At 43.7% G+C, this 9,972-nt stretch carries 10 protein-coding genes; 5 read left to right on the forward strand and 5 right to left on the reverse strand.

Annotated features, from left to right (window positions below; translation table 11 throughout):
* Positions 1-241 precede the first annotated feature (241 nt).
* The 4 genes from HXY43_RS12895 to HXY43_RS12910 all read right to left on the reverse strand — a co-directional run bounded on the left by HXY43_RS12895 (position 242) and on the right by HXY43_RS12910 (position 4,185).
* Positions 242-580 (reverse strand): hypothetical protein, encoded by a 339-nt coding sequence (locus HXY43_RS12895; protein ID WP_290883587.1) that lies wholly within the window; start codon positions 578-580, stop codon positions 242-244.
* A 136-nt stretch (positions 581-716) separates the two neighbouring features.
* Complete coding sequence (locus tag HXY43_RS12900; RefSeq protein ID WP_290883588.1) at positions 717-3,026, reverse strand: CHAT domain-containing protein; 2,310 nt, start codon at positions 3,024-3,026, stop codon at positions 717-719.
* 192 nt (positions 3,027-3,218) lie between these two features.
* Positions 3,219-3,350 (reverse strand): hypothetical protein, encoded by a 132-nt coding sequence (locus HXY43_RS12905; protein ID WP_290883589.1) that lies wholly within the window; start codon positions 3,348-3,350, stop codon positions 3,219-3,221.
* The gene (locus tag HXY43_RS12910) at positions 3,343-4,185 is read right to left on the reverse strand and encodes a prephenate/arogenate dehydrogenase (RefSeq protein WP_290883590.1); all 843 of its coding nucleotides are present in this window, start codon (positions 4,183-4,185) and stop codon (positions 3,343-3,345) included. The genes HXY43_RS12905 and HXY43_RS12910 overlap by 8 nt, the downstream gene beginning before the upstream one ends.
* A 50-nt stretch (positions 4,186-4,235) precedes the next feature.
* Between HXY43_RS12910 and HXY43_RS12915 the strand changes: the two genes are divergently transcribed.
* The 4 genes from HXY43_RS12915 (at position 4,236) to HXY43_RS12930 (ending at position 8,150) form a co-directional block, all read left to right on the forward strand.
* Positions 4,236-5,267, forward strand: a complete 1,032-nt coding sequence (locus HXY43_RS12915; RefSeq protein ID WP_290883591.1) for a pentapeptide repeat-containing protein — start codon at positions 4,236-4,238, stop codon at positions 5,265-5,267.
* A gap of 169 nt (positions 5,268-5,436) precedes the next feature.
* Positions 5,437-6,030 carry a DUF1517 domain-containing protein gene (locus HXY43_RS12920; protein ID WP_026731532.1) on the forward strand — a complete coding sequence of 198 codons (594 nt, stop codon included), beginning with the start codon at positions 5,437-5,439 and terminating at the stop codon, positions 6,028-6,030.
* Between the two features lie 141 nt (positions 6,031-6,171).
* A complete protein-coding gene (locus HXY43_RS12925) occupies positions 6,172-7,056 on the forward strand; it encodes a hypothetical protein (protein WP_290883592.1) in 885 nt (294 codons plus the stop codon).
* A 410-nt stretch (positions 7,057-7,466) separates the two neighbouring features.
* Entirely contained in the window at positions 7,467-8,150 is a 684-nt protein-coding gene (locus HXY43_RS12930; RefSeq protein WP_290883593.1) for a hypothetical protein, read from the forward strand.
* A gap of 230 nt (positions 8,151-8,380) precedes the next feature.
* Here the strand turns inward: HXY43_RS12930 and HXY43_RS12935 are convergent, their stop codons facing one another.
* Positions 8,381-9,358: a DUF1517 domain-containing protein gene (locus tag HXY43_RS12935; RefSeq protein ID WP_290883594.1), complete on the reverse strand. Its 978-nt coding sequence runs from the start codon at positions 9,356-9,358 to the stop codon at positions 8,381-8,383.
* Between the two features lie 107 nt (positions 9,359-9,465).
* Here HXY43_RS12935 and HXY43_RS12940 point away from each other — a divergent pair, with 107 nt between their 5' ends.
* The gene (locus tag HXY43_RS12940) at positions 9,466-9,630 is read left to right on the forward strand and encodes a hypothetical protein (RefSeq protein WP_290883595.1); all 165 of its coding nucleotides are present in this window, start codon (positions 9,466-9,468) and stop codon (positions 9,628-9,630) included.
* Positions 9,631-9,972: the final 342 nt, after the last annotated feature.

A 9,972-nucleotide genomic window follows, 5' to 3' on the forward strand; every position in this document is an offset into this window, starting at 1 on the left:
ATATGAATTTACAATTCACGGGTATGTAGAGACGTAGCATTGCTACGTCTCTACAATGATTTGGCATCGAGCTACAAAAATGTATGCAAACATAATTCATGACCAAATTCAGCAACGCCCTAATTTTCTTGTGGGATGGGCGTCTCGTCCGTCCTGTGAGTGCGGGCAAGATGCCCACACCACAATAACTATAATCTTATGCACTATATTTAGACTTGTCACGCCACTACAAATTTGTTTGCTATTTTTGGACATTCTCTCCTTGCTTCTTCTCTTGTAATTTTTGCACTTCCTCTTGCAAAACTCGATAGCGATTTTCGAGAGTATTTTCTTGAGAGGCGGGATTTGACTTTTGAACTTTAGAAATTTCACGTTCTGTAACTAATACCGCATCTCTCACAGATTCATGATTGATATAGCATAAGCGAATCGCTTCAGCGAGTGACTCTGTTGTCAGATGTTTTAATTCAGCAAGATTTTTTTGCAGTGATGGTATATCTTGAATGGCTGCATCATCAAATACATAATCTTGCTCTTGCACTACTTTTGTAAAAGCTTGAATTAATTTTTCCGGCTCCATATTTTATACCCCTTGGAAATTTTTGTTTTCAAATTTTTTTGCTTGTAGTTAGCGCTTTAGCGCTAAAGCACTAACTACGAACTCATTAACAAAATCCTCCCCCTCTCCGTTTACGGAGAGGGGGTAGGGGGTGAGGTTACTCTCCTATTGCACAAGCTGTAGAAAAATCATCTACTGCCCATAAACTACTCACAACGTTGGCTGTACCTGCCTTGATAAATCCACTTGGCAAACCTATACATTCATCACTGGTATTTGTAAAGTCAACTAAGCCACTTTCGCAAGCAGAAAGAGTCACAAGACGACAGTTAGGAAAACTTAAATTAAATATGTCTTCTAAAGTGAGGCATTTTTCTAAATCAATGGCGACATCATCAGATATTTTCAGCAGGCGGGTTGCTTCTGCATCAGTAGGGATGGGAGAAATCAGCGTATCTGCTAGCTGTAAACCAGATTGCAAGGGAAAGTTAAAGTTGAAGTAACCGTGACAAGAAAAATGCAACCAATGTGCATCATGGAAATTATCGGCGTTTGGTTGTTCTGCCAAAGCTGCTTCTGTGGCGGCGCTTTTTTTGAGAATATGATGTGGGTGAAATGTATCAGCAATTGTCTCGACTTCGATGTCGGTAAATTCTAAATCGTCGGTGGGATTTTGAATAGCGAAGAAATTGCAGAATAGATTAGAACCCCTCCCCGCTTGCGGGGAGGGTGGGGTAGCTTTACTTTTAGCAAAGTGCAAAAGTTGACAACTGGGTGCATAACTCACACCATTAGGGAATTTATCAATTAGATATTCCCCCGAAGCTAGCTGTAAAGCGTGGATGGGTAATAGGTGCAGGTAACGATGGGGAACTAAAATGATCTTTTTTGCACCTGCTAGAAGGGAGACAATTTCATCTAGATGTAGAATCTCGGCTAATTGTGTAAGTTGATTGTGTAGACAATATCGCCACTTGAGCTTGTCATCATAATACAGTTCAAGATATTCATCAAAAGTCCAATTTACCAACTTTTCTAAATCTTCAGCGTTGGAAGGCCAAATTTCTGGTTTATCTTTGTCGTGGGTGATGATGAAAGCGCGAAAACAATCATTGAAAATGTACCATTCAATAATTGCTGTCTCTTCATCGAGTAGATTTTGAATCTCGCTATAGCGGATGGGGTTGAAGCCGATAATTCTTGACATCAGTTGTTCGCGCTGTTGACGCAACTGATTCAACTTGCTGCGATTAATATCAAAGCTTTGAGTTTGTTCTGCTTGTTCTAAACGGCGCTTTTCTTCCTCTATTTCTTGTCGTAGCTGTTGCAGTTGATTTTTGACTTCTGGGGGTATCTCGCCTTTCGGGTAGCAATCATGGGTAAATAGCAACTCTACCAAATTCCGGGTTTTGCTACGTTCAATATATTCAACTGCTTGGGTGTCTTCTTGCAATGCTAAGCAAACTTCTACCATACGGCGATAAAGTGCATTCCATTCTTCTGCTTGTTTGCGTTTGCTTTCCTCACCAGAAACTATTTCCCCCCGCAATGATTCCACTGTTTCAATGGCAGATTCAAAAGTGTTGTAAGCTAATGTGTACCGTTTTTCTTGTTGATAAAGAAGACCTAGATTAAATAAAGTTTCCGCATGATTTTGGGGCAAAGCCTGGCGGGTAAAAACTTCCAAAGCAGCAGTATAGGCTGCGATCGCACTTTCGAGATTCTCGGCTCTGTCTCCTTGGATTCTGTTACGGTAAGCAGTGCCGAGATTATTTTGCGTCGTTGCCCATTCTTGGGGCAAAGCCTGGCGGGTTCTTACTTCCAAAGCAGCAGTATAGGCTGCGATCGCACTTTCGAGATTCTCGGCTCTGTCTCCTTGGATTCTGTTAGAGTAAGCAGTGCCGAGATTATTTTGCGTCATTGCCCAATCTTGGGGCAAAGCCTGGCGGGTGTAGACAGTCAGCGCTATTTCATAGCCAGCGATGGCAATTTCCATGTTGCTAGCTTTGTCACCCAAGGGAAACTCCCTAATTCTGTTGCTAAAAAGAACAAGAACAGCCGCTAGGTATTCCGCCTCATCTGGCTGCATTTCCTCTAGGGTAGTTGTTGCCCAACGGCGGAGTACGTCAGCAAAAAGAAGATTGAGTTTATCTGTGTTTGCTGCCAGTAAAGAGTAAACTACTTGTGCATCACCCCGGCTTTCGGCTGTTGCTTGCAGTACTTCTATTAAGAATAAGAATGGTTCATATAAATATCTAGCGAGTATTGTTGCCAGATTTATTAACCAATTCGCTGTATTTTCATTTCCCTCTTGTGCCATCATCTCAGCCACAGCTACCAGCACATCCAAGAAGTCAGCATCAAGTAAGTCTTGGTTCGCTGCCAAAATCTCTGGTTCTTCTCCGTCTGGGCAATTCAACAAGCTTTGAATCAAGTTGAGATAAGCTTGCTGGCGCTGTTCATTCATAAACATAAGCGCACATCAAATTACACTTTTATTATGGAAATAATTCAGTGGCATTGCCCAAGATTCCTGAAAGGTGTTGTAATACCAAGTTGCAGTCAAAGAAGTAATTTGTCATGCTTCGCTGTCGCTCAGAATGACATGTTATAACGCATGAAAACCCTTTTTACCTTTGTGTCTTTGTGTCTTGGTGGTTCAAAAATTTTTTACCACCAAGGGTGCAGTTACTCCCCAACCTAAAGCGATGGCGATGTCTAACGACAAGCCGCTGTTGCGTCTACGCGCTACTTGCCAATAAGTATCGTCTTCCTGAATAAGTTTAATCATCAATAAATTTAGGACGGCTGGATTGAGTGAACCGTAACTTTTCCTGTAGCGCTGTCCAATTTTCCTGCTCAATCATATTAATTAACTCATCGAGATTGCGGCGATATTGTTGGAGCGATCGCAATAATTCTTGTTGATTATATCTTGCCATCATCGTTCCTAACTCTGGATTGCCGCCACCCACGCGACTGGTATCTCTGAAGCCGGAACTAGCTAACTGTTGAGCTAATTGCAAAACATGGCGATCGCTTTCACTCATACACGCACTAATCAAAGCAGCACTCACCATCACAGGTAAATGGGAAATCCAGCTAACTGCTCGGTCATGCTCTTGTGGAGAACAATGGTAAATTGTAGACCCAAGCTGGGTGACAATTTTCTCCATCACAGTTATTGCGGTTGCTGGTGTAGTAGCTGTTGCTGTCAACACATAAGGTCTACCGACAAATATATCCCGCTGTGCCGCTTCAATACCACTTTCGGCTGTACCCGCCATTGGATGTCCACCGATAAAATTTTCCCAGAGGGGAGAAATTGCCTTGACTATCGGAGTTTTCACCGAACCAACATCAGTCACAATCACATGAGCAGGTAGATGAGCAATTAATTGCTCGACTGTGGGAATAATAAGCCCAATAGGTGTACAAATGAATACAACCTCTGCGGCAGTAAGCAGGTTCATTTCAACCGATGCTTCGTCTACGCTACCTAGGGCAATAGCCTTAGTACAGGTTGATTCTCGGCGACTGACACCGAAAACATAATGTCCGTGCGATCGCAAATCTAACCCTAAAGAGCCGCCAATTAGTCCGAGTCCTAAAATACCAATTTTCATTGTGATTTTGAGTGAAATTCATTACCAATTTAGACAAATAACTAGCCCTAATGAATGTAGAGGAATTGCTGGCAAAATACGAAGCGGGAGTGAGAGACTTTAGCGGTGTTGATCTGCCTGAAGCTAACTTGAGTGGGGTAAAACTCAATGAAGTGAATTTTCGTCATGCCAATTTGAGTGTGGTAAACCTGAGTGGAGCAAAATTAAGTGGTGCTAATTTAATTGGGGCAGACTTAAGCAACGCCAATTTAACCAATGCAAGTTTGGTTCACGCCAATTTAACTCAGGCAAGATTAATTAAGGCTGAGTGGGTAGGTGCAGATTTATCAGGAGCAACTTTAACAGGGGCAAAGCTTTATTCTACCTCCAGATTTGGTTTAAAAACTGAAGGGATGATTTGTGAATGGGTTGATCTCAGTCCAAGTGGCGATCGCTCTATCATTCAACATTTCAGCACTGAAGAATCACGCGAGTTTTTTAACGAAACTGCACCAACAATTCGGATTATCGTTGATAGACCTTTAGATCACGAAGCTAATTTTGCCATTGCTGGTGCTTATTACCAAATTGCCCAACAATACCATGAATTAAAACAACCCCCCAGTGTAGAAATTGGGCTTCGGCGCACAGTTTTTACCTTCCGCGTTGATAGCGACATAAATTTATTGCCCATAGCTTATGTGGCTATTCTTCCGTTTCAAGATGCTGCAAACACTCAGAATAATATTCTGAGAGTACTGGCAACGATCAACAGCGAAAATACTTCTCCTTACCTCTTCCAGGAATTAACTACATTGATAGAAAAAGCTAGAGACAAAGCCACTGTGATGAGGCAAGTCAAAAATATATTGAAAATAACATCTAAATTAAATTTTTTTCAAGCACCAACCCAGACAATTTTAACTAATTCTAGCGCTCAAAGTTTGATAATCCATGACCACCCTCGCTTTGGTAGATTGATTGATACATCTAATAACCATGCTTCTGACTATAATGAACACTCCCTAGATACAGCCAAAGCGATCGTGCCTTCTTTGAGTTTAGTAATTGATTTTTTCCAAGGATTTCATTACATATGTTAATGGTTAATAGTTAGTAGATAGTGGTTAGTGGTTAATAGGTTGTAAGAATTAGGGATAATGTGAAAGAAAGTGAGATGGGAGAGTATTTAGTGGAGATAAAAAACAAATACCAACTACTAACCACTAACCACTAACCACTAACCACTAACCACCAATATCAGGAGGAAAAATGCGCGATAGCTTTAATAAAATGATGGGCAAAACTCGCTATGTAGTTTGTCGCATAATGCTACATTTAGCTGGGTCTGAAGTCGCACCAATCTTGGGAGTATTAAATCGTGGTGCACGAGATGCAATAGATTCCGAAGGCGACCTCGAAGTTTTAGGAGAAGGGTTAGTAGAAATCTGCGAAACTCTACTGCAATACGATGAATACTGGCTTTCTGCGTCTAATGAAGGCGACGTTTTTTGGGATGAAGGTGAGGCGGGAGACTATGTGAATGAGTTGTTTACCGACTCTGCCCAACGTTACAAGAGTGAACCAGATTTCAGTTCTGAATCTGATTATCAGGAATCCTTTTCTATACCTGTAACCCGCAATGTCGTTGTGATGATTACAGTTGCTTATGAAGGAGAAGTGCCGGAATTAGAAACTGACCTTGCTAATATTAATGCCCTCAAGGAAGGCTTGAAAGCTTTAATTAACTTACACTATAACCATAAACTGCGGGCAATTCAGGTGCATTTTTCACCAGCTCAATTGGGTGATGAACTTACTAACGATCAGCTTCTGCAATACTATCCAGAGTTAATTCCCTTATAACTTGTAGGGCAAAGGGGAACTCAGGTCTCGGTCGGGAATTAGGGGTAATAGATAATCGGTTTTCTCCAATTACCAATTAGCAATTACCAATTACCAGTTAGATCGAGAAGTTGTTAAGCTCACAGATGGAACAATAATCAAATGCTGATGAAAATCTTGCGTAAATTTACAGTACTTGTTTTAACGCTGAGTTTGTGCATAACTACGGTTGGTTGCGGTGGCGGAACAAACCAAGCTACGCCACAAGCTAAAAACGCCAGCCAAACAACAAACATCACCACCAAGCTGAGTGATGGTCAGTATCCAGTGCAGCAAGCTAGCTATGACGATGCTGATGGGACGTACACCCTGTTTTTACTCAATGCTACGCCCCCAACTTTTAGAACCGAAAATTTACAAATGGCGCGGCTGACCGATGACGAAATCAAAGAGGGTAAAAAAAGCTACTTGAAGGTGGAGAACGGACAGCCAGTTCTCTACTTAACAGAAGACTTCAAAATAGAGTATACCCACAACGTCACCGAGACTCAGACCAACCCCCAAACCGGACAGCAGGAAACGGTAGTAGTGCGCCGAGAGAATAGTTTTTGGTCTCCTTTTGCTGGCAGCTTAGCGGGATCTTTAGCGGGTCAGGCAATAGGTAACGCATTGTTTAGACCTCATTACTATGTACCACCTGTATATCAGCCAGGAGTGGTCTTGACTGGCTACGGTGGCTATGGCAGAAGCTATGACGAGGCAGTTACCAACTATCAGCGTCGTTATAATCAGCCACCCGCAGCAGTAAGAAATCGTACTGCTTTCCGCACAACAGGAAACATTAGAAGAACATCTCCCGGTAGCTCCACTGTACGTACTACTCCACGTAGTACTGCTGGCAGCCGTGCAACTGGTTCTGGTTATGGCAGCAGCACTCTCAGACCTTCTGGAAGATCCAGCACCATTAGACGCAGTCCTGGTGGTAGTTTTGGTAGCGGTCGTTCTGCGCCTCGCCGTAGCACTGGTTTTGGTGCGAGAAGACGGTAGTATACGAGCGCCTTTGATTTTGTGGTGCTGTACTACCAGTTGATCGCCAACTAAACTCCAATCAATATAGCGTTTCTCGCTTTGCTGCAACACAGTCGAAACCTCACCCCCTCTCTCCGCAAACAGAGAGGGGGAATTTATTTTCTCCTCCCTGTTTGCAGACAAGTGCGTAAAAACCGCCATAACATATACGAAGTTTGACAGCTTGTCTTTTGACGGGTGCTATAACACTGACCAAGAATCGGGACAAAACTATTAGGAGCGCATACTCCAAGGAGCGGTTTTTCTCAATGTTATCAACATCAACCAGATCCGCTTGGAGCGAGACACTGACCACCATCAATGGCGAGCCAGCGGTTTCGCTCAATTTAATGCCCCAGAGTTGGCAGCGTATCTCGGAGGGTGCGTGGATGAGTGAACCCCGCATCTATACAGCGATGGCGCAGGTTTTCCTCGCAAAGAATCGGTGTGGACATATCCTCTTTTTAGAGCGTCCGGACACCGAAAACTTGAAGGCGGCATACTGCGAAGGGAACGGGCAACTCGCATGGGAAACTGTCAGCCACTATGGCAACGCTTTCCTCCCAGAAAACTACCCAGACTTGCACCAAATTCGGAGTCAACTTCACAAAGAGGACTCTCCACAGCAGACAGAACGACTAGCGCTTGTTGATATCGTCAGCGATCTATTCGCCGATCTTGGCTACGACGTACCTTCTACCTTCTACTGGACTTTTCTGCATCCCCTTGAGCGAGCAGACCTGTTTGAGGTTCGCTCTTTCCGATTTAGTGAAAAGGACATTGCAGTGGCGCGAAAGTTTGATGCGATCCTACATGGGGGATATGTGTCAATGCTACGGCGGTTCATTGACAGTGTGTCGAGCCGTCGCGGCTACTTCATCGAACATGGATGCGGCTGTGAGAATCACTTGGCAAAGCTCAAGCCATGCGATCGCTCTTTTAACTATACAATTCCATCAGATGCGCGGCGGAAGACACTTCGGGCATTTTTCTGGAGCGTGATGGAAGAATACCTGCTGTTTGAGCAGCGATCGGCAACACGACTCGTTTACGCGGACGACCTCGCTCTGTAATACTAAGTTGCAGTCAAAGATAGTACTTCCCTCACCCCGCCTGTCGGCACCCCTCTCCCAAATTGGGAGAGGGGAAGGGGAGAGGGCACGAATTGCTATTGCTATGTCTGAACGCAGCTTGGTATAAGCTAAAGTTAACTGGTGAAATCAAAAATCCCACGGCTTAAAGCCGTGGGATTGTCAATTAGCAGATTGTCAGCTAACTTTTTCACTTATCCAGACACAAACAATTAAACCAGTTTCAAGTCTGGATATTGTACTAATACATCATCAGCCGTGAGGACATCGCCCTCTGCTTGCGGAGTCCACAGCACTTCAATTGCTAGCAGTTGTTCGCCAGGGATGCTGCCGATTTGACGCAATGCTTGACGCAAGTCATCGGCACTGTTAATCTGTGGAATTTCAAATTTACCCAGTGTCGCCGCCAGTAAAGTCACGATAATGTATTCTCCGGGGCCTTCGGTAATCAGACGGGTTGGGTTGTCTAGTTCACCAGTGGAAGGTAAAGCACCTTTGGGAGTGGCTGCTTTAAGCTGGTTGTTGACATTAGATAGAGTTTCTTCAGTAAGCTTGCTACGTTCTGCCAATGCCAGACGGTTAAATACAGATTCCGCAGCACTTAAACGCGCTTGTTGAGTACCACCACCTGCATAAACCCAATATTCTGGATGGCGGAGCAAGGCGAGGCTGGCTTCTTGCAATACTTCGGTTCTACCTTCTGGGGAATTGGTATCAGCTGTTTCAGCGATGTGGTTGAATTCGGGTTGCAAATCGCGAGCCTGAGCTAACAAACCCACTTGCAAACGTGTGATGGAAACAGTAGGGTTGCTGCCGTAGCCTACTTCATCTTCATAACCGCCACTTGCAGCACGACGGAAGGATTGTAGTAAAAAGCTGGCGATCGCAATAAATATCAACAGGCTAAATAATCCACCGCCGATACCAAAAATGGGCACGACAAAGGGGAACCCAAATCCACCACCTGGATAAACTGGATAAGGAGCAGGATAGTATCCTCCACCGGGAGGTGCATATGTCCGGGGTGATGAGTAGCCGCGACTGGGTGCTCTAAAGGAACCACCGCCGATCCGACCCCCACTTGCTGCTAGCGCTCCATCGGCGTGACTCAACGCCAATGTGAACACAAGAAACAGGAGGAACAGGGTTTTTAAAAGCGGTTTGAAGGCTCGTTGTAGTTTTTTACGCATAACAACACTTGCTTGAAAAACGATATTGGTTATATTTTGTCCAAAAGGGTGGGATGTTTTGTGTGTTTAGCCAGTGACGCCAGTCTGTAACCCAAAGTGAGAGTGAAATGGCAGTAGCTCTCATCACAGACTACATATCCAATTTATCGTTTCTGACTCAGCATCTACAGCTATCTTTAGAGGGTGATCCGATCGCAATAACCGTACCTGTTGGTATAGAGGGGAGATGGGGAATTGGGCATTGGGCATTGGGCATAGTTAACAACCACTAACCACTAACTACTAACCACTAACCACTAACCACTAACCACTAACCGATAACTCCAATTCGGCATTTTGGCAGAACATTTTATTGGTATTCAGTTATTCTATTTACTTAAAGTCATACTTAATACATAATTGTATAACTATGTAGAAATTCTAAGGCTAGGAGTGGGGCGATCGCAAATACGAAATCTAAGCACTAGGAATTTCTAAAAAATAGAGTCAAAATAAACGGCGTTGCTGAATCAAGATATGAATTTACAATTCACGGGTATGTAGAGACGTAGCATTGCTACGTCTCTACAATGATTTGGCATCGAACTACAAAAATGTATGCACACATAATTCAT

This window comes from Fischerella sp., assembly GCF_013388695.1.
GTDB lineage: Bacteria > Cyanobacteriota > Cyanobacteriia > Cyanobacteriales > Nostocaceae > PCC9605.

Bases quoted from the DNA above. Each gene is read 5' to 3' on its own strand.
- HXY43_RS12895 (WP_290883587.1), bottom strand. From the start codon at position 580: ATGGAGCCGGAAAAATTAATTCAAGCTTTTACAAAAGTAGTGCAAGAG.
- HXY43_RS12900 (WP_290883588.1), bottom strand. From the start codon at position 3,026: ATGAATGAACAGCGCCAGCAAGCTTATCTCAACTTGATTCAAAGCTTG.
- HXY43_RS12905 (WP_290883589.1), bottom strand. From the start codon at position 3,350: ATGATTAAACTTATTCAGGAAGACGATACTTATTGGCAAGTAGCGCGT.
- HXY43_RS12910 (WP_290883590.1), bottom strand. From the start codon at position 4,185: ATGAAAATTGGTATTTTAGGACTCGGACTAATTGGCGGCTCTTTAGGG.
- HXY43_RS12915 (WP_290883591.1), top strand. From the start codon at position 4,236: ATGAATGTAGAGGAATTGCTGGCAAAATACGAAGCGGGAGTGAGAGAC.
- HXY43_RS12920 (WP_026731532.1), top strand. From the start codon at position 5,437: ATGCGCGATAGCTTTAATAAAATGATGGGCAAAACTCGCTATGTAGTT.
- HXY43_RS12925 (WP_290883592.1), top strand. From the start codon at position 6,172: ATGCTGATGAAAATCTTGCGTAAATTTACAGTACTTGTTTTAACGCTG.
- HXY43_RS12930 (WP_290883593.1), top strand. From the start codon at position 7,467: ATGAGTGAACCCCGCATCTATACAGCGATGGCGCAGGTTTTCCTCGCA.
- HXY43_RS12935 (WP_290883594.1), bottom strand. From the start codon at position 9,358: ATGCGTAAAAAACTACAACGAGCCTTCAAACCGCTTTTAAAAACCCTG.
- HXY43_RS12940 (WP_290883595.1), top strand. From the start codon at position 9,466: ATGGCAGTAGCTCTCATCACAGACTACATATCCAATTTATCGTTTCTG.